Origin of the sequence: Janthinobacterium sp. PLB04, assembly GCF_021165895.1 — a bacterium.
Classification (GTDB): domain Bacteria; phylum Pseudomonadota; class Gammaproteobacteria; order Burkholderiales; family Burkholderiaceae_D; genus Janthinobacterium; species Janthinobacterium lividum.
On the sequence record NZ_CP088968.1, the window covers coordinates 4,313,100 to 4,339,253 of the forward strand.

A 26,154-nucleotide genomic window follows, 5' to 3' on the forward strand; every position below is an offset into this window, starting at 1 on the left:
CAGGAGAGACCATGCACGACGACTACGTTTTAATTGCCCGGCTGATGATCCCCACGGATGCGCACGTCATCCGCGGCTGCCTGGCAGCGGCCGGCATCGACGTGCTGCTGACGGACGACCAGCACATGCAGGCCGACATGCTGCTGGCAGCCGCCATCGGCGGCGCCCGCGTGCTGGTGCGCGAACACGACGTGGCGCGCGCCAATGACATCCTCGCCGCCTTCGAGCGGGGCGATCTGGCGCTGGCGGACGATGCCGATGTAGGCGCGCCCGTCGCCGAATAAGAACACCTGTCAAAACCTACTGCGCGTCGTAATTTGCGGTCTGCGATGCTCACTGTACCTTCGTACAGTTGCGCTTCTCAACCACAACTTCCTTCCGCTCGCTACGGTTTTGCTAGGCGTTGTAAATCAGGCATAGAAACAGCGCCCGCATGCCTGGCGGTAACTCTCGTTGCCGCCAATGCTGATCTGTTCGCCTTCCTTGATGCGGCGGCCCTGCTCATCCACGCGGATGTTCATCGTGGCCTTCTTGCCGCACGTACAGATATTCTTCAATTCCTCGATATCGTCGGCCAGCGCCAGCAGATAGGCCGAGCCGGGGAACGGTTCGCCCTTGAAATCCGTGCGCAAGCCGTAGCAGATGACAGGCACGCCCTTCACTTGCGCCAGCTGGTGCAGCTGCTGCACCTGGGCCGTGCTGAGAAATTGCGCCTCATCCACCAGCAAACAGGCGACCTGGGGGATATCGTTGAGGAAATTCGTGTCGGCATGGAAAATATCGACCTGACGCTGCGGGCCCAGGCGCGACGTCACTCTGCCCACGCCGTAGCGGCTGTCGATGGCGGCCGTGTACAGGCGTACCTGCTGGCCCTGCTCTTCATAGTTGTGCGCGACTTGCAACAAGGCCGTCGACTTGCCCGCGTTCATTGCGGAATACCGGAAATAAAGTTTTGCCACTGCCGCCTGCCCTGTTTGTCTGGTTTTCAGGATACTGTTTAGTTCCTTTTCGAGGCGTGATTATAAATCGCAATGGCGGGCTTGCGGCAGCTTAATAGTCGTGTCATTGGTGCGGCAAGCGAGAAAAAAACGGCGCATACTCGAAGCGCGCACGCTGTAGCCGCGCTGCAGCCGATATGCGCAAAGTGCATATGCAAGCATGCAAACATTCGTTCGCCGCACTCGTCCACCCGCCTACACTGCGCGGCACGGAAGGCGGCTCGGGACACAATCCCGGGCGGCTGTTTCTCTGACAGGAGCCACCATGAATGATCGAATGCCATCCCCACCCCAGCCGCCAGCGCTATACAAGCTGATCGGCAATACCCCGCTGGTCGAAGTGACCAGGCTCGACACGGGCCTGTGCCAGCTGTTCCTGAAACTGGAATCGCAAAATCCCGGCGGTTCCATCAAGGACCGCATCGGCCTGTCCATCATCGAAGCGGCCGAAGCCGACGGCCGCTTGCAGCCGGGCGGCACCATCGTCGAGGCAACGGCCGGCAACACGGGCATCGGCCTGGCGCTGGTCGGCCGCATCAAGGGCTATCGCGTGATTCTCGTCGTGCCCGACAAGATGTCGACGGAAAAAGTGCTGCACCTGAAAGCCCTGGGCGCGGAAGTGCACACCACGCGCTCGGACGTGGGCAAGGGCCATCCCGAGTACTACCAGGATTACGCGGCGCGCCTGGCGCGCGAACTGCCGGGCGCCTTCTTTGCCGACCAGTTCAACAATCCCGCCAATCCGCTGGCCCACGAAACGACGACGGCGCCCGAAATCTGGGAGCAAAGCGGCCATGACGTGGACGCCATCGTCGTCGGCGTCGGTTCGTCCGGCACCCTGACGGGCCTGACGCGCTACTTCCGCAAGGCGCAGCCGAAGCTGGAATTCGTGCTGGCCGACCCGCAAGGCTCCATCCTCACCGAATACATCGACACGGGCAAGGTATCGGACACGAGCGGCTCGTGGGCCGTCGAAGGCATCGGCGAAGACTTCATCCCCTCGATCGCCGACATGGACAGTGTCACCAAGGCCTACACCATCAGCGACCAGGAAAGTTTTGATTCCGCGCGCGCCCTCTTGCGCGCCGAAGGCATCCTCGGCGGCTCGTCCACGGGCACGCTGCTGGCCGCCGCCCTCAAATACTGCCGCGAACAGACCACGCCGAAGCGCGTCGTCACCTTTGTCTGCGACACGGGAACGCGCTATCTATCCAAAGTCTATAACGATGGCTGGATGCGCGACCAGGGCTTGTTGCAACGGGCCGTGTCGGGCGACTTGCGCGACCTGATCGGGCGCCGCTACGACGAGGGCGATGTCGTCAGCGTGGCGCCGGGCGACACCCTGCTGACGGCCTTCAACCGCATGCGTGCCAGCGACCTGGCCCAGCTGCCCGTCATCGATGGCGGCCAGCTGGTCGGCATTATCGACGAATCGGACTTGCTGCTGCATGTCTCGGGCGACGCCGCCCATTTCGCGGGTCTGGTGGGCGCCACCATGACGACGCAGATCGAAACCCTGGCGCCGTCCAGCGGCTTGCCCGCCCTGCGCGCCACCCTGGACCGGGGCTTGACGGCCGTCGTCGCCGACGATACTGCCTTCTATGGCCTGATCACCCGCTTCGACCTTCTCAACCACTTACGCAGGACACTATCTTGAGCCAGCACATTCCCCGCAAGAGCCGCCTCGCCACGCGCGTCATCCACGCCGGCCAGTCGCCCGACCCGTCGACGGGCGCCATCATGCCGCCCATTTACGCCACCTCCACCTTCGTGCAGGACAGCCCCGGCGTGCACAAAGGCCTCGACTACGGCCGCTCGCACAATCCCACGCGCTGGGCGCTCGAGCGCTGCGTGGCCGACCTGGAAGGCGGCAGCGCGGCCTTCGCGTTTGCCTCGGGCCTGGCAGCCATCTCGTCCGTGCTGGAATTGCTGGACGCGGGCAGCCATATCGTCGCCGGCGACGATATGTACGGCGGCACATATCGATTGTTCGAGCGGGTGCGCCGCCGCTCGGCCGGCCATGAGTTCACGTATGTCGATTTGACGAATCCGGAAAACCTGCTGGCCGCGCTGCGCCCGGAAACGAAGATGGTGTGGGTGGAGACGCCCACCAACCCGATGCTGAAACTGGCGGATTTGCGGGCGATTGCCGACATCTGCCGCGCACGGGGCATCATCGCCGTGGCGGATAACACCTTCGCCAGCCCGCTGGTGCAGCGCCCGCTGGAACACGGCTTCGACATCGTCGTGCACTCGACCACCAAGTATTTGAACGGCCACTCGGACATCATCGGCGGCATCGCCATCGTCGGCGCGGAAGAGCGCCAGGCGGAGTGGCGCGAGCAGCTGGGCTTTTTGCAAAACTCGGTGGGCGCGATTGCCGGACCGTTCGACAGCTTCCTCGCCCTGCGTGGCGTGAAAACCCTGGCCATCCGCATGCAGCGCCATTGCGAAAGCGCCCTGGCGCTGGCGCAGTGGCTGGAGCAGCAAAAGGAAGTGCGCAAGGTGTTTTATCCGGGGCTGGAATCGCATCCGCAGCATGCGCTGGCGCGGCGCCAGATGGATGGTTTCGGCGGCATCATCTCCATCGACCTGGACACGGATCTGGCCGGCGCGCGACGCTTCCTCGAACGCTGCGAAGTGTTTGCCCTGGCCGAAAGCCTGGGCGGCGTGGAAAGCCTGATCGAACACCCCGCCCTGATGACGCATGCCAGCATCCCGCCCGAACAGCGGGCAAAACTGGGCATAGGCGACGGCTTGATCCGCCTGTCGGTGGGCATCGAAGACATCGAAGACCTGCGGCATGACTTGCGCACGGCGCTCGACGCGATTTGATATTTCAGATCAACCCAGGACCAGTACCGTAGGTCGGATTAGCGAAGCGTAATCCGACACATTGTTGCCATGAACAGCAACGCTTACTCCCCCGGCCGGTACCTGCGCTCCAGGTGCCGGGCCACGTCTTCGGGATAAAACAGCACCTCCTTGAATTCGCCGCGCGCATACATGGCCGCCTGGTCCTGGAAGTGCGGCGACTTCGGGTCGCCGCTCTGGCCGCCGGCGAGGATGCTTTTCGCCTTGATGCGGGGGCCGAATTCCACGGCCGCCACAAAGCTGTTGCCGCGCTCGCCGTAGATGCGTCGCGTCGTACTCTTGCTGCTCTGCCCATATGCGGCCAGCGCGCCCCAGTTACCCGACGCGTAAGGCACGGGCAGGCTGGCTTGCGCATCATCGAACGGCTGCACCACGTCGCCTGTCAGGCGCTGGTAGCGGTTGATCTCGCCCCACGGCGTTTGCCAGTTGCCGAAATCGCGCTGCAGCTTATCGGCCGCACTGGCCAGTGCCGCCAGCCGCTGGTCGGCCGGGACCCTGTCCGTCGCCAGAAAATCGACCACGGGCACGCCCTGCTCGCGCGCCTGCTTGCCTGCCAGTTCGGCCAGCTCCTGGCCCCAGAACACGGCCAGCGAGGTGGCAGTGGACGTCAGCGAATAGCGCCAGTCCCAGGCACGCAGCAAAGCCACCTTGTCGGCCAGCGCCAGCTTTTGCGGCGAATTCTCCGGTAGCGCATCGTACGCCGCGAACAACGGCGGCAGCAAAGATTCGAACGCCGTCAGTTCGCTGTCGTAGGAGGCGGCGATCAGGCTGTCCAGGGTAAAACCCGTCCTGTTCTGGAAAACCTTGACGGCATGCAGGCCGCGCGCATTTTCGCCATACACGGACATGTAGGCGGGATAGTCGTGCTGGCGCGGGCTGTTGGCGCCGGCCGCCGAATACGGCCAGTTGTTCGTGTTCTGGATCCAGCCATTCTTCGGATTGAACAGGGTGATGGTTTGCGCCACCGTGTGCAGCCCTTGCCATTCCGTGGCCGGGTCGCTGCCATCGACGGGCTGCTTCCAGTTGAAACGCGGGTCGCGCACGGGGATGAAATTGCCGTGAAAATAGGCGATATTGCCATCCGCATCCGCGTACACCGTATTGTTCGACGAATTCGTGCGCAGCTCCATCGTCTTGTAGAACGCCGCATAATCGCGCGCCTTGGTGCGCGTGTACGACTGCATGAGCGCCTTCAACGGCTCGTTCATCAGGCGCACGGCCACCCATTTACCGTCCAGCGCGCGCACGATGGGGCCGTGGTGGCTGTAGTAGACGGTGATGGTTTTCGAGCCCATGCCGCCATCAGCCAGTCTATATGGCAAGGTGATGGGCACGGCTTTCAAGGGACGCAGCCCGCCGTCATAACGGTAGAACCATGCGCCATCCCGGTCGACGATGCTTTCCAGGTATTCGTCGATGACATCGCCGCCGCCCGAGGTATGCATCCAGCCGAGACGGTCGTTAAAACCCTGGTAGACAAAGAACTGGCCCCAGGTGACGGCGCCATACGCGTTCAAGCCTTCGCCGCTGGTGACTTGCACTTCGGGACGGAAGTAGAACGAGGTGTGCGGATTGATCATCAGCAGCGCATGGCCGTTTTTCGTGATGGCGGGTGCGATGGCGAAACCGTTCGAGCCGCTCGGCTCCGGATCCAAGCCCGTCTCCACGCTGGCCAGCGCCACGGCGGCAGGCCTGGCTTGCTGGCCATAGAACGCTTCGAGCTGCGCCAGGTTGACCGATTCGATATCGCCGCCGATGCTGCCCTCGCTGAAGCTCAAGGCCATCCACGGCTCGAAATGCGCGATCAGCCGCGGTTTCACCTGCGGATGCGTGGCCAGGTAAAAATTCAGGCCATCGGCAAAGGCGTCCATCAGCTTGCGCAGCCACGCCGGGCTGGCGCGGTACTGCGCCTGCAAGTCGGCCGGATCGATGAAGAGCTTCATGCGCAGGTCGCGGTACAGCTCCCGCTCGCCCTCCACTTCCGCCAGGCGGCCCATGGCGTTGATGTAATTGAGTTCCACGCGGGGGAAATCGTCTTCGGCCTGCGCATACATCAGGCCAAAGACGGCATCCGCATCGCTCTTGCCCGTCACATGGGGCACGCCCCATGTATCGCGCGCGATGCTGACATTGGCGGCTTGCGCCTGCCAGCGGGCCATGTCGGGACTGGATGCCGCCAGCACGGGAGGAACGGCAACGATGCCGCAGGCGATGGCGGCGAACAGGGTACGGCTATGCAGCATGCACTACTCCAGAATCAAGTCGGCAATCAGGATGCATCGATCAGCGCGGCGATGCGCTGGTTCAATTCGGTATTTTCCGCCTGCAGCTGCGCCACCTTCTGTTTCAGGCTGGCGATCTCGCCGCGCAGGCGTTCCGCTTCGGACGGCGCCTGCGCCGCGTTCTCCGCCCACGGCTCGTTGCCCGTTTCCGGCGTGTCCTGCGATACATGCACCTTCGGCTCGCGCGGCGTGCGCGTGGCGGCGCGCTGTTCGCGGATTTCCTTGGCCGCCTGGCGTAATAATTTCTTGCCGCCGGCGACGGCCGCCACCTGCTCTTCCGGCGGCAGGGACGCCACGGTGGCCGCCGCATTGATGGAAATCGTGCCCGAGCGGACGGCTTCCACCAGTTCCGGCGAAGCGGCCTTCTGGATCTTCTCGATCTGGCTGATCTGGTTGCTGCTCAATCTCGCCGCCTTGGCCACCTCTTCGCGCGTGCTCATGGCCGGCTTGGGCGCGTTTTCGCCGTCCGGCGCATCCTGGGCGCTGACGGGCGCCGGGCTGCGCGCGGCGACGATTTCCTTCTTGCGCAGGGCCAGCACGCCGCGCTGGAAGTCCGACACGCTGCGGCGCGCCAGGTGATTGTCGATCATCCACAGCATGACATCGTCGAGCGAGGTAAAGCTGGTGTTCTGGATGGTCTTGAATTCGATGCCGTGCTGGCGGCAGATGGCGTAGCGGTTATGCCCGTCGATCAGCACGTCGTTCCACAGCACCAGCGCGTCGCGGCAGCCTTCGGCCAGCAGGCTGCGTTCGAGCGCCGCGTATTCGCTGGCGGTGAGCGGATCGATATACGACTGCAGCACCTGATTGATAGTGATATTCATGGTTGTCCTCAATATTGCGGCGCGATGGTCCGCGCCGGCACGAATGCTACACCATCCGCCACCCATCCAGCTGATCGAGGTCCGCCATCGTCCGTCACAATGGCAAAAAGCGCATTTTCCCTTTCTTTCATAGGCAACTGAACTTATCATTTGGCAATATTTAGCTACCATTCCCCTTACTCGCGCCTGCTTGCGCATGAGCGCTCCGAAGACAAACAAGGAAATCAATGAAAAAGTTATACCGCGTCGCCATCGCTGCCCTGGTACTCAGCGGGTGCGCCACCATGGAGGTCCGCGAGACGACCCGCACGATGGAGCGCATCGGCCATGATCCGCAACTGAACATCGTTTCAAAGGTCACTGCTGGTGAAGCACTATTGTCCACCTTCCAGTACACAAGCAAAACGGGGTATCAGATTTACGACGGGCGCGCCGTGTCAATCGGCGGCGGACGTGTCGCCGTCATCGAGGGCGACTTCCTGTACCGCGCCGATGTCGAGGGGAAACCTGCTTACTGCACTGAACGGCAGGTATTCAACATGTTGCTACCCGGAATGACCAAGAATGCCTGTTTTGCCGACCGCAACAATGATGGCCTGCTGGACCAAGTAATGATCGCAAGCGATCTGGCGTGGTGGCATGAAGATGTCAGCCCCGGCATCAAATTCGGCCCGGGAGTGGAAACAGCACCTATCGACAGGTCCATCAATTCGCAATTGCTATACCAGGGCTACAGCAATCAAACCTTGCGCATTGCCTACCGGGAGTATGCGGGCAACCTGGCACGGCCTTCGTTTTCGCAAGACTTATCGTTTGAGATCACCAGTTTTCCTGCAGAAATCACCTTCAGGAAAGTCAGGATCCAGGTACGCAGCGCAGGAAATCAGGGCCTGGAATACCAGATCCTTGGCGGCTATTGACTCTCACGGGCAAGCTGCGATCCAAGCAGATATAGTATGAAAAGAAAGTACGCCACCGCGATCATTTTTACCGTTGCCGCCATCGGCTTCACCTGGGTCAGCCCCTACATCGCCATGTACCGCATCAGCATCGCGGCGAAATCCGTGCGCCTGGAAACCCTGGCACAGCAGGCCGACCTGCCCGCCGTGCGCGCCAGCGTGGCGCGCCAGTTGCGGGCGGCCGGCGAAACGGCCAACGAGGAGGATTTCAAGGAAATGCTCGACACCATCGTCTCGCCGCCCGGCATTACGGTATTGATCCTGCACGGCAAGCAGGGGGCGGACGGCAAGCGCCACGACTTTGGCATGGCATACCGCTCGTGGAACGAAGTGGTGCTGCGGCGCAGCGGCGCTGGCCCCGCCGCCAGCCAATTTTTGCTGCGCCGCCATGGCATCTGGGACTGGAAACTGACGGACATCACCTTGCCGCCGGAATTACTTTAAAGAAACTTGATCTAAAACAACACTTACCTAAACTGCCATATTGATTTTGGGAAATATTATGTAGAATGCCAACACTTCAGGCGCACCGGGTCGCCAGGCATCCAAAAGATTGCACAATGAAAAGAATGATGCTTCTTGCTGTAGTGGCACTGGTCGCGCTGGCCGGCGTCTTCTATGGCAGCCCGTATTTCACCATGAACAAGATACGCGCGGCCACGATGGACGAGGATACCCAGGCCCTGGCCGCGCATATCGACCTGCCCCAGCTGCGCGGCAGCCTGGGGCAGCAACTGCATGCCCTGTTCTCGGCGCCGGAAGTGGCCGACGACATCAGCCCCGACGTCATCGACCCTTTGCTCGATACCATGCTGATGCCCGAGGGCATCGTCGCCTTGATGAAGCTCAATGACCGCTATGAAAAACCGATCGCCAAGGTCAGCGATATCAGCGGGCGCAAGCGTACTACCAAACCCGACTACAAACTGCGCTACACCTCCTGGGATAGCGTCGTGGTGCAGCGCGCGCACAGCAAAAGCCATATCGGCGAGCTGACCCTGGCGCGCGACGGCCTGTGGCACTGGAAGCTGGTGTCGGTGGCCCTGCCGAAAAACCTGCTGGCCGACGCGTAAGGCACCAGGCCAGCGTAGCGGCAAACCAGCGGCGGTGCGACACTGCTATCATCGGGTTTTGATTTCCAACGGAGGCAACATGTCAGACCTGGTACAACACGCCCTGACCCACGCGGGCAAACCGGCCACCACGCCGTGGGTGGTGACCCTGACCAGCGGTGAGAAACTCACCGGCCCCATTTCCCCGCTCAGTGACGGCTGCTACGCCATCGGCCTGGGACAAATCAAGTACTTTTCCAGCGACAAGGTCGCCTGCCTGAATGTATCGGGCGCCGGCGCGTTTCCCATCTGAAGACCTTGGCAATGGACCGCACGCGGGACAGTACGCAAGGCAACGCACACCTGGCGGCGCAGTTGCAGGCGCTGGAAGCGGCGCTGCAAAGCCAGGCGGTGCGCGCTGACAGCGCCAGGCTGGCAGCTCTGCTGGCCGACGAGTTCTTCGAATTCGGCAGCTCGGGCAATCTCTGGACGCGCGCGGCGACCTTGGCCGATCTGCCGGCAGAAGATTTTTGCCTGCGCAGCATCAGCGATTTCCAGGCCCGCTTGCTGGCCGAGGATGTTGCCTTCGTTACCTACCGCTCGCAGCGGCACGCCAGCAGCGCCCTGCCCGCCAGCGCCAGCTTGCGCAGTTCGCTGTGGAAGTGGCGCGATGGCCGCTGGCAAATGGCCTTTCACCAGGGCACGCCGATTCCCGGCTGATTCTCCGCCCCTCGGACGCTTTTCCCACGCCCGCTCCACAGGCGCGGGAACAAGCTGCACATGTCGAAAAGTTGTTTTTTGATCTGTAAAATCTCATTGATTTACTGAATTTTTTATGTAAAAATGATTTTAATAAATAAAACAAATTAATTATTTAAATCAGTTTTCAAGTAACGCGATCCTCACACCACGAATCCGTGTTCTGGATAGAGAAGCACTGCGCAGGCCACGATTCGTTGCCAGGCAATCGCCTGCCCTCGTCCCGCGCAAGCCCCCTTTCTAATCGTCACCACGTATTTTTGGGAGAGACATCATGGATAAATTCACCGTACGCACCCAGCTCACTCTGGCTTTCGGCCTGCTGGTCTTTTTCCTCATCGGCATCTCGGTCTTGTCCGTGCGCAGTTTTTCCACCTTCAACACCGGCTTTGACCAGTATGTCAACGGCATCACGGCCCGCGCCAATACGGCGCACCGCGTGCGTGACGCGATCGATATGCGTGCCGTGGCGGCCAGGAACCTGGTACTCGTCACCAAGCCGGAAGACCTGGAAATCGAACGCAGGCAGGTCTTGCAGGCGCACGCCGATGTCGTCAGGAACATGCAGCAGCTGCTGCAGCTGGCACAGCAGCCGGAGGTATCGGACGAGGTGCGCGCCATCATCAGCAAGATCGACAGTATCGAAAAACGCTATGCTCCCGTGGCGCTAGGCATCGTGGACCTGGCGCTGCAAAAGAAAACCGAACAAGCCATCGTCAAGATGAACGAGGAATGCCGCCCGCTGCTGGCCGCCCTCGTCGCCGCCAGCAATGAATATTTCGCCCTGACGGACCAGCGCTCCGCTCTCATCCTGCAGGAAGACAACGAACGCTACATTCTCAACAGGAATATCCTGATCGGCGCCAGCTTGCTGTCCATCGTGCTGGCGGCCCTGGCGGGTTGGCTCATCACGCGTCACCTGCTCAAGGCGCTGGGCGCCGAACCGAAACAGCTGTGCGACGCCGTCAGCCTGCTTGCCGCGGGCGACCTGACAGGAAAACTCAGCGTCGCTCCGAACGATAGCGTCAGCGTGCTGTCCGCGCTGCAGCGCATGCAGGTATCGCTGACTTCGGTTGTGTCCTCCGTCCGCCAGGATTCCGACACGGTAGCCCTTGCCGCCACGGAAATTTCCACCGGCAATAGCGACCTGTCGCTGCGCACGGAACAGCAGGCCAGCTCACTGGAAGAAACCGCTTCCTCGATGGAAGAACTCACCAGCACCGTGCGCAAGAATGCGGAAAATGCCCGCGAAGCCAATGTGCTGGCCACGACCGCCTCGGACGTCGCCAGCAAGGGCGGCGCCGTGGTGGGACAAGTGATGGGCACCATGGACCTGATCAGCGAATCGTCGCGCAAGATTGTCGACATCATCAGCGTCATTGACGGCATCGCCTTCCAGACCAATATCCTGGCCCTGAATGCCGCCGTGGAAGCGGCGCGTGCCGGTGAACAGGGCCGCGGCTTCGCCGTCGTGGCCACCGAAGTGCGCGGCCTGGCCCAGCGCAGCGCCAGCGCGGCCAAGGAAATCAAGACGCTGATCGACGATTCCGTGAGCCGCGTCGATGCGGGCGCCAGGCTGGCGGCGCAAGCGGGTACGACGATGTCCGAGGTGGTCGCCAGTGTCGCCCGCGTCAGCAACATCATCGCTGACATCACGATGGCCAGCCAGGAACAGACCACCGGCATCGAGCAGATCAATCAGGCGGTGGCCCAGATGGATAGCGTCACGCAACAAAACGCGTCGCTGGTGGAAGAAGCGGCGGCGGCGGCCGAATCCCTGCGCGACCAGGCCAGCCACCTGGTGCAGACGGTGAGCATCTTCAAGACGCACGACGGCCATGTGGCGGCGCCCACGCCAGCATCAGCGCGCGCCAGCCGCAAGCCGCTGCGCCTGGTACCGGCCCCGGCCAGCAGCACCGTCAAGCGCCAGGCAGCGCCGGCAAAACACCGTGCGGCGCAAGCGGAGACCGTGACGGCCGGCGATTGGGAAGAGTTTTAAGCGTTAAACCGATATGGGCATGCCGCCACGCATGCCCCCGTGACGCGCGCAGGAGATAGCCGCCACCGGCACCGTCCCCTGTCGCGCAGCAACAACACGCCCCTGCCGAAAAAATCCGCGGCAGTTGTTGTATTTCCACTGTCCGGACATGGGCAGCACGGCAAAAGCCATCCCTCTTTTTGCGCTCCCGCAGGAAACTCCATCCCCATGCCAGGCCACTTTTGCGCTCGCGCAAGCCTGGCGGCACTCCACTATGCACCCGCCAGATATTGACGACAAATACGATTTTATTCGTGTATTCAGTCGAAACGGATATGAATAGCCGTCGCTGGAAAATGGCATGAATACCAAAACTTTCCGTGCTAGCATGATTTTTCGTCCAGCTGGCCAGCGCCAGCTAGCAGTGCCCCAACAACCTTCACCGACAGGAGCCGTTTCATGATGACACCGCATGCCAGCACACGCGCCAGCACAATACGCCACACCCTGATTGCCCTGGCAATCACTGCCGCCTTCCCCCTGCAGGCGATGGCGCAGGCACAGGACAGCATCCCGGCGCCAGCCGCCGACGCGCCTGCGGCTCCGGCGGCACAGGCCGGCCCTGGCCAGCTGGAAACGGTGATCGTGACGGCGCAGCGGCGCGCGGAAAACATCAAGGACGTGCCCATGTCCATCGCCACCCTGAAAGGCGATAAGCTCGACACCCTGACGGCCGGCGGCGCCGACATCCGCTTCCTCAACAGCCGATCGCCCAGCGTGTCCGTCGAATCGGATTACGGCCGCACCTTTCCCCGCTTCTACATTCGCGGCCTGGGCAATACCGACTTCGACCTGAATGCCTCGCAGCCCGTGGGCCTGGTGATGGATGACGTGGTGCAGGAAAACGCCATGCTGAAAGGTTTTCCCGTGTTTGACGTCGACCAGGTCGAAGTATTGCGCGGCCCGCAAGGCACCTTGTTCGGCCGCAACTCGCCGGCCGGTGTGATCAAGTTCGATTCCGCCAAGCCCGTCTTCAAGACAGAGGGCTACCTGAGCGGCGGCTTCGGCAAGGATGGCATGAAGAACCTGGAAGGCGCCTTCAACGTGCCGGTCAGCGACACGGTAGCCCTGCGCTTTTCCGGCCAGACGCAGCGCCGCGACGACCGCGTGCACAACCCGCGCCCGACCGGCACGCGCGACTTCGAAGGCTATGAAGACAGCGCAGGCCGCCTGCAGGTGCTGGTCAAGCCCACGCGCGACTTCAGCGCCCTGTTCAACGTGCACGCGCGCAACCTCGACGGCACGGCCACGCTGTTCCGCGCCAATATCCTCAAGCAAGGCACCAACGACCTGGTCGACGGCTTTGATTACGATAACTACCCGACCGACGGCATCAACCGCCAGCACCTGAAAACCAAGGGCGGCAGCATGCGCCTGAAATGGGACTTGCCCGGGGTCACCCTGCATTCGATCACCGGCTACGAAAAACTCGATTTCTTCAGCCGCGCCGACGTCGACGGCGGCTATGGCGCCGTGTATGCCCCGCCGATGGGCCCGGGCTTCATCCCCTTCGTCGTGGAAACGGCCGACGTGATCCCCAACCACAAGCAGATTTCGCAGGAATTCCGCGCCGAATCGTCTGCCCGCGGCCCGCTGCAATGGATAGCCGGCTTGTTCTACTTCAAGGAAGATATCCAGATCGACAGCATCAGCTTTGACAGCCTGGCGCCCGGCAATCCGCAAAACAGCGCCTACGCCACGCAAAACCAGAGTTCGAAGTCGTACGCGGCCTTCGGCTCGCTCAACTACACGGTCTCGGACGCCCTGAAACTGCGTGCCGGCCTGCGCTACACGACCGACAAGAAGGATTTTTCCGCCAAGCGGGTGGAAGCGACCACGGCCGGCCCCTTCAACCTGAACGACACCTCGCACAACATCAGCTGGGACGTGAGCGGCACCTATGTGCTGACGCCGGAAACCAATGCCTACGCGCGCATCGCCACCGGCTACCGCGCGCCGTCGATGCAGGGACGCCTGAACGGCCTGGCCGACCGCCCCTCGTTTGCCGGCGCCGAGAAAGCGCTGTCCGTCGAGGCCGGCATCAAGCAGGATCTGTTCGACAAGCGCGCGCGCCTGAGCCTGGCCGTGTTCCAGTACCGTGTAAAAGACAAGCAGCTGACGGCTGGCAGTGGCGCCGTCAACATGAACCAGCTGATCAACGCCGACAAGGCCACGGGCAGTGGCGTGGAACTCGATTTCCAGGCGAACCTCAGCGACTCGCTCAGCATGACCCTGGGCGGCAGCTATAACCACACAGAAATCCAGGACAAGAAGCTATTCGTGCAAAGCTGCGGCAACGCGCAAAACAACCCGGCCAGCGGCTGTACCGTCACCGACCCGCTGGGCCCGTTCAAAGGCACGGCCTACATCGACGGCAACCCGCTGCCGCGCGCGCCGGAATGGCAAACCAACTTCACCCTGAAATACAGCATTCCCCTCGCCAATGGCGAGTTCTACGCCTACACGGACTGGGCCTACCGCACCAGCTACAACTTCTTCCTGTATGAAGCGAAGGAATACAAGGCCAAGGAATTGCTGGAAGGCGGCTTGCGCGTCGGCTACAAATGGGACCGCTATGAACTGTCCGCGTACGGGCGCAACATCACCAATCAGATCCAGTCGCTGGGCGCCATCGATTTCGACAACCTGACGGGCATCGTCAACGAACCGCGCACATATGGGGTGCAGTTCAAGGCGACGTTCTGATAGCCGCCGGAAGCACCGCGCACAGGAATGCCCTCGGCGCCAGCTGAACGGCATTTTTCATGCCCGTCCGCTGGCAACCCCGCTTCAGCGTCCCGATAATGCGCCTATTGTGGCATTGTCGGGCGCGTAAGGCTGTCCGTCAAAGTAACGCCTGCCGATATTCGCCACCACCTTCCCGACATGTCCGGCTGACACGATGCGCATGCTCTCGTCATGCATCCCCATATTGGCCACGGTCGCGTTACTACCTATGAAATGCGGACCAAAGATACTATTTTGATCAAAACTGCTGCCGGCCATACGCGCCTTGTAGGTCACGATATTGTTTGTCGTGCCATCAGCTCCTGTGTAAAAACCGTCGCCGCTCATACCGCTTCCTTCCGTGAAATAAATATTCCGGTCGCCCGTCGGACGGCCGGCTCCAGGGTTCAGATTGACCATGCGGGGGAAACGCGCCACAAGCGGATCGCGCTTGAAATATACAAGGTTGTTGCTGAAATTGACGAAGCCATCGGCTGCAGTCCCGTCGACATAAAGTGCCGTACACTGCTGCTTGCCTGCGGGATCGGTTAGCGCCTCATCGTAATAGATCGTGTTTTGATAGACACTCAATCCCTTCCCTCCCGATATGCGCACTCCGCGAAGTCCTGGCAAGACAATCATATTGTGATGCGCAACGTTATCGAAATTCCTGGTGTTCGTGGTATCGTTGTTGGCCAGGCTGCCAGCACTGTGATAGTTGTTGGCGAACCAAATACCACCGGAAGCATAAGCAAGATGGCGCCGGTCGCGCGTCGTGCTGTAATAGCCATAGTTGTAGCGGATGATGCTGTTATCGTTGGATGACCAGAGCTCCACGATTGAATTGCCGCCGCAATTGCTGCTGTTATTCTTTTCAACGATAAGTCCCGAAGTGCAGCTGTATTCAATCGCGTTGTTAAGCACATCGTCGATGCGGTTCCCTGCCACGTAGCCCCCTTTCAGGCGTATCGCGTCTGACAGTCCAATGATAGCGATACCGTCCGAGGCAAGCACAGGACCATCGGCGCCAGCCTGGGTAGCGCGGCAACCGACCAGGCTGATATCGGTGACACTGACGATGGCATCGACCACTCCAGACGTCGGAGGCGTCACCGAAATGGAGACATTGCGTGCCTTGCGCACATCAAGGCCGCAGACATGGATGTGCCCGGTGTGCGGCACGTTCGAGTAGTTGATCATGATGCCATGCTGGCTACTCGAAACCTCCATTTGTCCCAGACGTGGATCCTCACCGCCGTAGGGGCGCACGTACAAGATGCCGTTAACGTACGCACTGCTGCCTTCCGTGATCAGGCTTGCTGCGGCGCTGCCAGCAAATGTCTTCTTCCACAGACGCACTTCATTTTGCCAGCAGTCATGCTCAATGGCGCCCATGGGATAGGACCAGATATTCGCTGCGCCGTCCACCAGCGTCCAGTTCAGGACGACCGCGCCACTCGTAATGATGGGTAATGCTTCGGCATCGCCATACGGGCAAATGGTGAATGGCTTGCCAGGCGAACCGTACACGTCCAGTTGCAGGCCCATTGGGCCCGTCACGCGCAAGGTCGTTCCCCGCTTCATGCCCAGTACCTGCCCGGACATATTTCCATTAATTACCAGCATTAACTGGGCCTGCGTGAAATACGGATGTTTCAACGTTCCCAGTCCAAGGCTGGATGTGGCGCTGGGATCGAAAAACAGGGAAGGCCGGCGAATAAACCCTTTATCGTACAGATCAATGCCGCTCAGAGTATCGTCGAGCCATGTCAATCCTTTCGGCACATTGATATCAAGGCTCAGCGGGATCGCATTCAATTCACGGCCCTCCTCTGAAGCAGTAGTAGTGTGCGGTTCGGTACTAGCGATTTTTTTTTGCATGACAACTTTCAAACAAGAAATTGAGGAAGCGTCCCGGCGTGCGGGACGCGTGATTCAAGCCTTGGGGGCAGTGATGGCAAGGATATGGCCGCTTTGCTCGCGCACCTTGGCCGGGCTTGCAATGATCGCAGCCTCGCATGAGATGGAGGTGCTGATTTTTGCCCCCTCCTTACGTTGACCTTGCGGCCATAAAAATCTATGGTTATCTATCCTATGGTTACCCTCCCTTTGCAAGCTGATTGTGAATGATGCAAGCAGGCTCGCTTCAATCTGTCCGACGTCTGGCGGGAGATGATTCTTCTCGCTACGATGAGGGTCGCGCCTGTCGCCGCTTAAAAGAGCCGCAAGATAAGCGTGCTACAAGAATGGCACGCACGTTGCGGCGCCGGGAGTGTTTGTTGAGCCTCCATTGTGGGCGCGACGAAACGCATGGCGGAGCGGCTAGCCGCCGCGCAAATGGCTTCGGCATCAATGAAGTTCGCTTCCGCACAAGCCGCCATGACAATGGTGTATGGGTAGAATTTGGCGAAAAACTCGATCAGTTATTTACTTCTGCCCCCCTTGCGCGGCAATATTTTCCACCACGCTCCTGTCCGTGGACATGAAGACTGTATTTGCCGAGATCAATGCCGACGAGCGTAACGTTGTCCAGTAAGCACCCACCAATCTGGAGAAGTAACTCGATCAACCGGACTGACGCAAATGCGGCGCAGCATGGCGTTATCTATATCACTTGTGCTAGAATCTTGCCGCGCTGCCCGGATGGTGAAACTGGTAGACACTGGAGACTTAAAATCTCCCGCCTGTAAGGGCGTGCCGGTTCGATTCCGGCTCCGGGCACCAGCGCACAGAATTTGGAAACATCGAAAAAGCCACTAAACCCAATATAATCAATGGGTTAGTGGCTTTTTTACGTCCAGGTACTCGTCTTGATCAGACTCACCAAAAAACCCGGCAATGGCAAAGCCGGAAAAATTCAAGATGGCCCCATGTTTTGTCCGATCTTCATGAAACCAAAAACGCAATCTTGATGGCGTACTTCGTTTCGTTGGGGAAAGCGAAAGGTATTGAAACATTTGATTTTCTGCGATGCGTATAGCGGTTATCTATGACTTTGCCATGACAATTTGAATGCCTCGGTGTGGTGAAAAATCTGGTTAATTTTCTCATCCGCTACAGGCATGTCACCTTAGTCAAATGGCGGAAGTCGATAAGATGCTTCCTATGCTGAAGAGCTGCTTTTAATCAACATCATTGATTGCAGTACGAATAAACTTCGATACATGACGCAGCAATGACATGCTCGAAGAGTGAATGCCTCTACTCAGTTTTTTGCGCATCGCTACAACCGTTTTTCGTACTACCATATGCCAGGCTTTTTTTCTACTGGTCCAGCCATTCATCTTCCTGGAGAAGATTTAGAGACTTCATTCGGTTTCTTCAAGAAGCACAATTAATTCATCGGCCGCCATTCCCTGCGGTGCGGTGATCTGAGACAATATAACTACTCTCATAAGCCGCCATCGATCATGCAAAAGAGCTTTTCAGACTTGGAATCCCCCGCAAAGAAAAAACTGATCCGAGGCGGCCGCTTCATGTCCATGATCGACAACGAGCCCCCTTGGGACAAGTTGCCCGGCACCGCCAGACAGGAAATGCGCTTGGTCGGCTCGCCGTTCGATCATTTGAGACGTCAAACTCTCTAAGAAAGAGAGTTGATCCGCACTTCCCTGGTTCAGGGTATTGCAGTGCAATGCAAATACCCATGAACAAACCTCTACAGTGTCCAAGACTGGATGATCACGCAGCACATTCAGACAGGTCATTGCGTTTGCAGTCAACCTTTTTGCATACCAAAATGAAAACAACTTCCCAAACCTTGCGTCTGTCGCGTGACCGCCTCCGGCTCGTATTGTCATTGTCATGGCTATGCGCACTGGCAGCCTGTGGTGGCGGAACTTCGGCCTCGGCTCCGGCTCCGGTTCTAAGCCCCAGCCCGCCTCCGTCGACGTGTGAGAAGTCGCAATGCGCACCCTCTCCCTGACATGGTGAACGCCAGGCGTCTATTTGACATCCAGGACGGACGTGCCGACCGGCCTGCATTTCGCCAAGCAAGCAGCACCACCTGACCACCCATCCACCAAACATCGCTACCTGCAGCCCCCACCATGTCCACAAACAATTCCAAACGCCAGTTCCTGCGCAATTCGTTCGGCACGATGGCGTCCATTGCCGCCTTGTCCGCATTCCCGCCGTCGATCCGGCGCGCCCTGGCGATCGAAGCCAACAACGTCACGGGGACGATCAATGATGTTCAACATGTCGTCATGATCATGTTGGAAAACCGCTCATTCGATAGCCACTTCGGAACCTTCAAGGGCGTTCGGGGATATGGGGATCGATTCGTTGCGCCATCGCCGAACGGGTCCAACATCATGTACCAGACCCAGACAAAGCCTGCCGGAACGTATATTCCATTCCACCTTGATGAAGCAAAGGGCAATGCGCAACGCGCCGGCAGCACACCGCACACATGGGGCGACTCACAGGCGGCGTGGGACCACGGCCGGATGAATCGTTGGCCGGACTCCAAGGGTGCCCTTTCCATGGGATATTTCGATACTGCGGAAGTTCCGTTTCAACGTGCGCTGGCCGATGCCTTTACCGTCTGTGACCACTATCACTGTGGCATGCACACGGGGACAATTGCGAACCGGCTGTTCTATTTTACTGGCACAAATGGCCCTAACGGCCGCAGTCCCATCGATGGCAAAAGAGTGGAGATAGCTGTACTCAACAACCAGTACAACGGCGGTAATGACATCGGGCCTTCGAGTGAAGGATGGACCTGGACGACATATGCAGACCGCCTGGAAAAGGCGGGGGTGCGTTGGAAGGTGTACCAGAGTCTGATCGACAACTTTGGTTGCAATGAGATGATGAGTTTTCGCCACTGGCGCGCTGAAATTGAAAAACTTCCCGCCAGTCGCCGTCCACTCCATGTTCCCGCCACCGATATCACCCAGGATGTCACCCGCGCCGGACCATTCTATCAATCCAGCATTGACGACACCCTCAGCCCGTTGGCCAAGGGATTCCACAACACCATGCCCCATGGCTTCCTGGAAACTTTCCGCGAAGACATCAACAACGGCAAGCTGCCAGCGGTATCTTGGATCATTGCACCCTCGGCCTACAGCGAGCATCCTGAATGCTCCAGCCCTGCCCAGGGCGGCTGGTATATCCAGCAGGTTCTCGATGCACTCACGGCGAATCCTGAGGTGTGGAGCAAGACAGTGCTACTGATCAACTTTGACGAGAACGACGGTTTCTTCGACCACTTGCCGCCACCGTGCGCGCCATCGGTCAATTCTGACGGCAGCGTCGCAGGCGCCACCACGCTCAGCAAGGCCGACATCGCGGTCGAATACCACAACCATAAACCGGCGACCAGCATTCAACCAGGCATTGATGGCCGACCGTACGGACCAGGACTGCGTGTGCCGATGTGGATAGTTTCACCGTGGAGTCGTGGCGGCTGGGTCAACTCGCAGGTCTTCGACCATACTTCGGTACTGCAATTTCTCGAGAAGCGATTCGGTGTCCTCGAGCCGCAGATCAGCGCCTATCGGCGTGCTGTCTGTGGCGACCTCACCTCTTGCTTTAATTTTATCAGCCCGAATGCGGGGGCGTTGCCTACGCTCACCGGGCATGGCAGCAAAGCAGATGTGGATGCGCTGGCGCTAAGCCAGAGCAGAGCCCGCACGCTGGCGAGACCGTTGGCTTCTACAACCGCCATATTGCCGGTGCAGGCTGGTGGCACCCGTCCATCGCGTGCCCTGCCTTATGTTTTACATGTGACCGCTCGCGCCGACTCCGGCGCAAAAAAAGTAACGCTGGTATTTGCCAACGACAGCAGCAACCAGGCTGGCGCGGTGTTTCACGTGTACGACGAGTTGCATCTGGATAGGATCCCGCGGCGCTACGTCGTAGAGGCCGGCAAGACGCTGGAGGGCAGTTGGGAAGTTGCGTCCGATGGCGGTTCGTACCGCCTGTGGGTGCTCGGCCCCAACGGATTTCATCGCCACTTTGTTGGCGACCTCAAGGAACAGGCGGATACTAGAGGTCCGGAAATTCAGGTCTGCTATATGACGTGCAGCCCCACTGAACTCGCTCTCAAACTGCACAACAAAAGCAGCGCCCGTTGCTTATTCACAATATCGGCAGAGGCATATCGAAGCGATGGCCCCTGGACAATCGAGGTAGCCGCCGGTGAGGTGGGATCATTTCACTGGTCCCTGGCCAACAGCGGCAACTGGTATGACTTCTCGGTTACCTGCAGTACCCAGAAAACTTTCCGGCGCCGCGTCGCCGGGCGAATCGAGAATGGCAAGGACTCCGTGAGCGACCCGTCCCTGGGACGCTCATAACTCAAAAGTGAGCCTGAATTGATAAGGCTGCGGCGCATAGTCAACCCGATGCCGGGGTGCGCCGCAGGGCCGCACCATCATCTCGATCAATTCCCACACCCCGTACTCGCCAGCGCCCCCGCTGGCGTTTTTACAACACAGCCCATCGCCCCGCTCCGTCCCCCATGACTCCCTACTGATATAATACTAACAATCAACTAATATTCCGAAATGTGCGCCTCAGGGCTCCCGCAACTGTCTGTGTAACGCCAAGCCCAGCCCATGCGCTCCCTTTTCGACTACGAGATCATCAAACAGCTGCACAGCGGTGCCCGCTCTCGGGTTTACCGCGCCCGGGCCGCCGATGGCACGACGCTGATCGTCAAGATGCCGAATCAGCAGTTCCCCTCATTTCAGCAACTGGCACAATTCAAGCGCGAGTATGCGATCGCGCGCCGCTGCCGCCATCCTGGCGTGGCGCATCCGCTGGCGCTGCAGCTGCACGGCGGGCGCTGGACGATGATCCAGGAAGATACCGGCGGCCTGGCGCTCGACCAGGTGTTGCGCGCGCAGGTGGCGGCGCGCAGGACGCCGTCGCAGCCCGCATTGGCGCTGGACGATTTTTTCGACATCGCGCTGCAACTGTGCGCGGTGCTGGACGAGGTCCATCGTCAGGGCGTGATCCACAAGGACATCAATCCCTCCAATCTGGTGTGGAATGCCGAGCGGCGTCTGCTGCAGCTGATCGATTTCGGCATCGCCTGTGAACTGCCCTCTGAAAGCCATGGCATCGTCAATCTCCAGACACTGGAAGGCACGCTGCGTTACATGGCGCCGGAGCAGACGGGGCGCATGAACCGGCGGGTCGATTGGCGCGCCGATTTCTATGCGCTCGGCGCCACCTTCTACGAACTGCTGGCCGGCCAGGCGCCATTCGAGACGGGCGACGAGATGGAACTCGTGCATTGCCATATTGCGCGCAGCCCGGACTGGTCGCACCCTGCGCTGGCAAGCTTGCCTGGCCCGCTGCTGCCGATCATCCAGCGGCTGCTGGAAAAAAATGCCGATCAACGCTACCAGAGCCTGCAAGGCTTGCGCAGCGACCTCGAAGCCTGCCGCGCGAAAAAGCCGGCGCAAGCGCTCAAGCTGTCCGACCACGACGGCCGCTTCCTTGTGCCACAAACGCTGCACGGGCGCGAGGATGCCATCGCCGTGCTGCTGGCGGCGTTTGAGCGCAGTGCCGCAGGCACGTGCGAGATGCTGCTGGTGGCCGGCCATTCGGGTATCGGCAAGTCGGCGGTCGTCAACGAGGTGCAAAAACCCATCATCGCCCGGCGCGGCCGCTTTCTGTCCGGCAAATTTGACCAGCTCCAGCGCGACGTACCGTATGCCTCGCTGATCCAGGCCTTCCAGGGGCTGGTGCGCCAGTTGCTCGGCCAGCCCGAGGAAACGCTGCGGCAGTGGTCCGCAAAACTGCACCAGGCCCTGGGCAGCGGCGTGGGGGTGATCGTCGAGCTGATTCCCCAACTGGCCTTGATCGTCGGCCCCACCGACGCGATGCCCGCGTCGGCGCCGGCACAAGCCCAGCTGCGCCTGGACCGGCTGTTCCCCCGCTTCGTCGAAGTCTTCGCCTGCGCCGGGCATCCTCTGGTGCTGTTCCTCGACGACCTGCAATGGGCCGATGCGGCCACGCTGCGGATGATCGAACGGCTCATGGTCTCCTGCGACAGGAGCTGCATGCTGGTCATCGGCGCCTACCGCGACAACGAAGTAGGCGCCGCGCACCCGCTCATCGCCCTGCGCGACAAGCTGCTCGCCCGTGACGTACGCCTGTCGACGCTATTGCTGAGCGCACTGACCGAGCCGCAGGTGGCGCAAATGGTGTCGGCCACCGTGCGCGTGGCGGCCCCCGATTGCGCGCCACTGACCAGCATTTGCTACCGCAAGACGGCCGGCAATCCCTTTTTCCTCAACCAGTTCCTCGCTGCGCTCAATGAGACAGGGCATCTGCGCTACCGGGCCGCCGACGATTGCTGGGACTGGGACTTGCCCGCGATTGAACAGGCCAAATACACAGATAACGTGGTCGAGGTGCTGCTGGAAAAAATCCGCCGCCTGCCCAGCGTAACGCAGCACCTGCTGCAACTGGCCGCCTCCAGCGGCAACCGCTTCACGCTCGACACGCTTGCGCTGGCAGTGGAGCGCGCTCCCCGGCAAACACAGCAAGACTTGTGGCCGGCACTCAGGGCGGGATTGATCCAGCCGCTCGACGAACGCTATAAATACGTCAACGGCGACACCGCTGCGGGCAACAGCGGCGTCAGTTACCGCTTCCTGCATGACCGGGTGCAGCAAGCAGCCTACCTGGTCGCCGATGCCGCTACGCGGGTGGCCAACCATCTTCTCATCGGTCGTCTGCTCCTGCGACATACGGCACCCGAGCGCCAGGACGAGACACTGTTTGACATCGTCGAGCAGCTCAACGCGGGGCGTGCGCTGATCGGCGATGCGGGCGAGCGCGCGCAGCTGGCGACGCTCAATCTCCAGGCCGGCGTCAAGGCACGGCGTTCTGCCGCGTTCCAGTCCACCCTGGAGCACATGCGCATCGGTCTCAACCTTCTGCCGGCGGACGCATGGAACGTCCACGCCGGCCTCTGGCTCGAACTGCAGCTGGGCGCGGCCGAAGCGGCCTACCTGTGTGGCCAGTTTGATGTCGCCGAGGCGATCTATCCACTGGTGCGCTCCCGTGTCTTGGGCTCCTTGCTGCAGGTACGCTGCATTGCCATCCAGGCGCACCAGTATCAATTGCAGGGCCGCCTGCTCGACGCCATCGCCGTGCAGCGCGACGGCCTGTCGCTGCTGCACATCGACATTCCGCACGATGTGGCGCATATGAAGACACGCTTCAACGATATCCTCGCCGACATCGGGCGGCAACCCGGCGCGCATGCGCCCGCGACCTTGCTGGAGGCCGACGACATGTGCGAGCCGGACGCGGTGGCCGCGATGCAAATGATGCAGGGCCTGTGGATGGCCAGCTACTATGCCGGCCAGCAGGATCTCAGCGCGCTGATGGTGGTGTCGATGACGCGCCTGTCCATGCAGCGGGGGAACAGCGATTTCAGCGCTGTCGCGTATGTCGGCTACGCGATGATGCTGGCGCTGTACAGCGGCGACGTCGCGCGCGGCTATGACTTCGGCGCGATGGCGATGGCGCTGGCCAGACGCCGTGCCAATCTGCAGACGCGCACCCTCACGGGCCTGATGTTCGGCGCGCTCAGTAACCACTGGACGCAGCCGCTGCGCGGCTCGGACGCCCTGTACGAAGAAGCGTTTGGCTGGGCGCTGGAAATCGCCGATTTCGTGCAGGTCGGCGTGGTGGCGGCCGTGCGCGCCACCGACCGGATCATCCTCGGCGACTACCTGCCGCACCTGATGCACGACATCGAGCACGACCTGGCGCTGATGCGCGCCAATGGCCAGCAGGCGATGGCCGACTGCTGCGTCGCCGCCGCGGTCCAGCCGATCAAGTGCCTGATGGGCCTCCTGCCCCGCCATGACAGTTACGACGATGCGGCCTTCAGCGAGGCGCGCTTCCTCGCACAATATGGCGAGTCGCACCTGTACCGCGCCTACTTCCTGCAAGGGAAGATCCGCAACGCCTACCTGTTCGACGGCGCCGACGCCGAACTGCTGGCCGACCAGCTCGGCATCGTCACGCAGATCATGCGCGGCCAGGCCAAGGTTGCCGAATGCAGCTTCTACGCCGCGCTGATCCTGATCCGCGCGTTGCGGCGCGCTCCTGCGCGCGCCGACACGGGCGATATGCTGACAGTGATCGGCACGCTGCAGGCGAGTCTCACCGAGTGGGCCAGGCAAGGCTCGGACAATAGCGACGCCAAACATCTGCTGGTGATGGCCGAGATGGCACGCTACCGCGAAGATCTGCCGCTGGCTACGCGCCTTTATCAGCAGGCGATCGACGCCGCCAGCCTGGCAGGCTACGTCAACATGCAAGCGCTGGGCAACGAACTATGCGGCGAATGCTGGCACGACCAGGGACAGGCGCGCGTGGCCGCCGTATTCATCCGCGACGCCATCGCGCATTACGGCCAGTGGGGCGCGGAGGGCAAAGTGGCGCAGCTGCAGCGGCGCCACGCCGCGCTGCTGTCAAGGATGGACGGCCGCAGCACGCAGCGGCATTCCATCTCCCACACGCACGGCAGTTCAGCGCTCGACCTGGTATCGCTGCTGAAGGCGGCACAAATCCTGTCGAACGAAGTCGGCCTGCGCAACGTACTGACACGCCTGATCTCCATCGTGTGCGAGAACGCAGGCGGCCAGGTAGCGCGCCTGCTGCTGCTATCCGAAGGCAGCTACCGGCTGGAGGCCAATCTCGATGGCGACGCCACCACCGTCCTGCAATCCCGGCTGATCGACCTGAACGCCGCCAGCGATCCGCAATTTCCGCTGTCGTTGCTGCGCTACGTCATCCGCACAGGCGCCGAGGTGATCGAGGATTGCATCACGGGCGCCTCGCGCTTTGCCGCCGACCCGTACGTGCAGTTGCAGCGGCCGCGCGCCGTCATGTGCCTGCCGATACGGCACGGCGGCCAGATCGACGGCATCCTGTACTTCGAGAACCGGCTGGCAGACGCCTCGTTTACGGAAGAACGCGTCGCATTCCTGCGCATGCTCGGCGCACAGGCGATGATCTCGATCTCCAGCGCCAGGCTGCATGACAGCCTGGAGCGGCGCGTTGCCGACCGCACGGAACAGCTGGAAGACGCCAACCGCAAACTGGCGACCCTGTCCATCACCGATGGCCTGACGGGCCTGTCGAACCGGCGCCATTTCGACGACGTGCTGCGCACCGAATGTGCGCGTGCCACGCGCGTCGGCCAGCCCCTCGCCGTCATCATGCTCGATGTCGACTACTTCAAGCTATTCAACGACCGTCACGGCCACCAGGCTGGCGATACCTGCCTGATCCGGGTCGCGCAGGCGCTGGCGGCCGGCATGCGGCGCGCGGGCGACCTGACGGCGCGCTACGGCGGCGAAGAGTTTTCAATCGTGCTGCCAAATACCGGTACGGACGAAGCGCAGCAGATCGGCGAAGCGCTGCGGCGCGCCATCGAAGATCTGGGCATCGTCCACGCGAGTACGCAGACGCAACAGGTGACGATCAGCGTCGGCATCGCGATCCAGCTGGCGCCGGGCGCCGCCGATCCGGACGCCCTGCTGCGCCTGGCCGATGCCGCGCTGTACCAGGCCAAGGATGCGGGACGCAATTGCGTGGTGCAGCGGATTCTGCCGCCTGGCTGACCTGCATTCGCGGTACGGGGCGGCTC

Annotated in this window: 16 protein-coding genes, 1 tRNA gene and 1 pseudogene; 13 read left to right on the plus strand and 5 right to left on the minus strand. The window is 60.9% G+C overall.

All coding sequences use genetic code 11. The annotated features are described in order from the left end of the window. Positions 1-11 precede the first annotated feature (11 nt). Positions 12-284, plus strand: a complete 273-nt coding sequence (locus LSO07_RS18960) for a putative signal transducing protein (protein ID WP_070256715.1) — start codon at positions 12-14, stop codon at positions 282-284. A 126-nt stretch (positions 285-410) separates the two neighbouring features. On the opposite strand, the gene LSO07_RS18965 is transcribed toward LSO07_RS18960, so the two are convergent. Then, the gene (locus LSO07_RS18965) at positions 411-929 is read right to left on the minus strand and encodes a thymidine kinase (protein WP_231772991.1); all 519 of its coding nucleotides are present in this window, start codon (positions 927-929) and stop codon (positions 411-413) included. 334 nt (positions 930-1,263) lie between these two features. Between LSO07_RS18965 and LSO07_RS18970 the strand changes: the two genes are divergently transcribed. Both LSO07_RS18970 and LSO07_RS18975 read left to right on the plus strand, forming a co-directional pair. Further along, positions 1,264-2,655, plus strand: a complete 1,392-nt coding sequence (locus LSO07_RS18970) for a pyridoxal-phosphate dependent enzyme (RefSeq protein WP_404811494.1) — start codon at positions 1,264-1,266, stop codon at positions 2,653-2,655. Beyond that, entirely contained in the window at positions 2,652-3,833 is a 1,182-nt protein-coding gene (locus LSO07_RS18975) for a trans-sulfuration enzyme family protein (RefSeq protein WP_151096276.1), read from the plus strand. Before LSO07_RS18970 ends, LSO07_RS18975 begins: the two co-directional genes overlap by 4 nt. An 83-nt stretch (positions 3,834-3,916) precedes the next feature. On the opposite strand, the gene LSO07_RS18980 is transcribed toward LSO07_RS18975, so the two are convergent. Further along, positions 3,917-6,115: a penicillin acylase family protein gene (locus LSO07_RS18980; protein ID WP_151096277.1), complete on the minus strand. Its 2,199-nt coding sequence runs from the start codon at positions 6,113-6,115 to the stop codon at positions 3,917-3,919. A 26-nt stretch (positions 6,116-6,141) separates the two neighbouring features. Then, on the minus strand, positions 6,142-6,978 hold the full coding sequence (locus LSO07_RS18985) for a hypothetical protein (protein WP_070257620.1): 837 nt from the start codon (positions 6,976-6,978) through the stop codon (positions 6,142-6,144). A 227-nt stretch (positions 6,979-7,205) separates the two neighbouring features. Here LSO07_RS18985 and LSO07_RS18990 point away from each other — a divergent pair, with 227 nt between their 5' ends. The 7 genes from LSO07_RS18990 to LSO07_RS19025 all read left to right on the plus strand — a co-directional run bounded on the left by LSO07_RS18990 (position 7,206) and on the right by LSO07_RS19025 (position 14,492). Beyond that, positions 7,206-7,898: a hypothetical protein gene (locus LSO07_RS18990; RefSeq protein ID WP_151096278.1), complete on the plus strand. Its 693-nt coding sequence runs from the start codon at positions 7,206-7,208 to the stop codon at positions 7,896-7,898. A 36-nt stretch (positions 7,899-7,934) separates the two neighbouring features. After that, on the plus strand, positions 7,935-8,381 hold the full coding sequence (locus tag LSO07_RS18995; protein ID WP_151096279.1) for a DUF2939 domain-containing protein: 447 nt from the start codon (positions 7,935-7,937) through the stop codon (positions 8,379-8,381). A gap of 125 nt (positions 8,382-8,506) precedes the next feature. Next, complete coding sequence (locus LSO07_RS19000) at positions 8,507-9,010, plus strand: DUF2939 domain-containing protein (RefSeq protein WP_161789550.1); 504 nt, start codon at positions 8,507-8,509, stop codon at positions 9,008-9,010. Positions 9,011-9,089: 79 nt separating this feature from the next. Continuing rightward, positions 9,090-9,302: a hypothetical protein gene (locus LSO07_RS19005; RefSeq protein WP_092605562.1), complete on the plus strand. Its 213-nt coding sequence runs from the start codon at positions 9,090-9,092 to the stop codon at positions 9,300-9,302. Between the two features lie 11 nt (positions 9,303-9,313). After that, positions 9,314-9,709: a nuclear transport factor 2 family protein gene (locus LSO07_RS19010; RefSeq protein WP_151096281.1), complete on the plus strand. Its 396-nt coding sequence runs from the start codon at positions 9,314-9,316 to the stop codon at positions 9,707-9,709. A 313-nt stretch (positions 9,710-10,022) separates the two neighbouring features. After that, positions 10,023-11,747, plus strand: a complete 1,725-nt coding sequence (locus tag LSO07_RS28400; protein ID WP_151096282.1) for a methyl-accepting chemotaxis protein — start codon at positions 10,023-10,025, stop codon at positions 11,745-11,747. A gap of 441 nt (positions 11,748-12,188) precedes the next feature. Beyond that, entirely contained in the window at positions 12,189-14,492 is a 2,304-nt protein-coding gene (locus LSO07_RS19025; RefSeq protein ID WP_151097768.1) for a TonB-dependent receptor, read from the plus strand. 84 nt (positions 14,493-14,576) lie between these two features. On the opposite strand, the gene LSO07_RS19030 is transcribed toward LSO07_RS19025, so the two are convergent. Next, a complete protein-coding gene (locus LSO07_RS19030; RefSeq protein ID WP_151096283.1) occupies positions 14,577-16,394 on the minus strand; it encodes a hypothetical protein in 1,818 nt (605 codons plus the stop codon). A 374-nt stretch (positions 16,395-16,768) separates the two neighbouring features. Then, positions 16,769-17,046: pseudogene (locus tag LSO07_RS19035) on the minus strand (IS110 family transposase); the annotation flags it as partial. 104 nt (positions 17,047-17,150) lie between these two features. Here LSO07_RS19035 and LSO07_RS19040 point away from each other — a divergent pair. From LSO07_RS19040 to LSO07_RS19055, 3 genes are all read left to right on the plus strand, one after another. Then, positions 17,151-17,237 (plus strand) — tRNA-Leu (locus LSO07_RS19040). A 1,325-nt stretch (positions 17,238-18,562) separates the two neighbouring features. Further along, on the plus strand, positions 18,563-20,824 hold the full coding sequence (locus LSO07_RS19050) for a phosphocholine-specific phospholipase C (protein ID WP_151096284.1): 2,262 nt from the start codon (positions 18,563-18,565) through the stop codon (positions 20,822-20,824). Between the two features lie 261 nt (positions 20,825-21,085). Further along, on the plus strand, positions 21,086-26,128 hold the full coding sequence (locus LSO07_RS19055; protein WP_151096285.1) for a diguanylate cyclase domain-containing protein: 5,043 nt from the start codon (positions 21,086-21,088) through the stop codon (positions 26,126-26,128). The last annotated feature ends 26 nt before the right edge of the window (positions 26,129-26,154 follow it).